Here is a 247-nt window from a genome sequence, read left to right as displayed (position 1 = left end):
ACCGCCTGCGCGGCAACAAGATGTGGATCTCGGCCGGCGAACACGAACTGGCGGAGAACATCGTGCACCTGGTGCTGGCCAAGATCCCCGGGCCCGACGGCAAGCTGATCCCGGGCGTAAAGGGCATTTCGCTGTTCATCGTGCCGAAGTACCTGGTGAACGAGGACGGCGGCCGCGGCGAGCGCAACGACATCGCGCTGGCCGGCCTGAATCACAAGATGGGCAACCGCGGCACCACCAACTGCCT

General features: G+C 65.2%; 1 pseudogene. It reads left to right on the top strand.

Annotated features, from left to right (window positions below):
* Nucleotides 1–247, top strand: a pseudogene (locus KVT32_RS30995) (acyl-CoA dehydrogenase); the annotation flags it as partial.

Origin of the sequence: Achromobacter sp. GbtcB20 (assembly GCF_019091095.1) — a bacterium.
GTDB classification, from domain to species: Bacteria; Pseudomonadota; Gammaproteobacteria; order Burkholderiales; family Burkholderiaceae_B; genus Achromobacter; species Achromobacter mucicolens.
The sequence above is the reverse complement of the archived record's forward strand: the minus strand, read 5'-3'. Positions and strand labels throughout refer to the sequence as shown.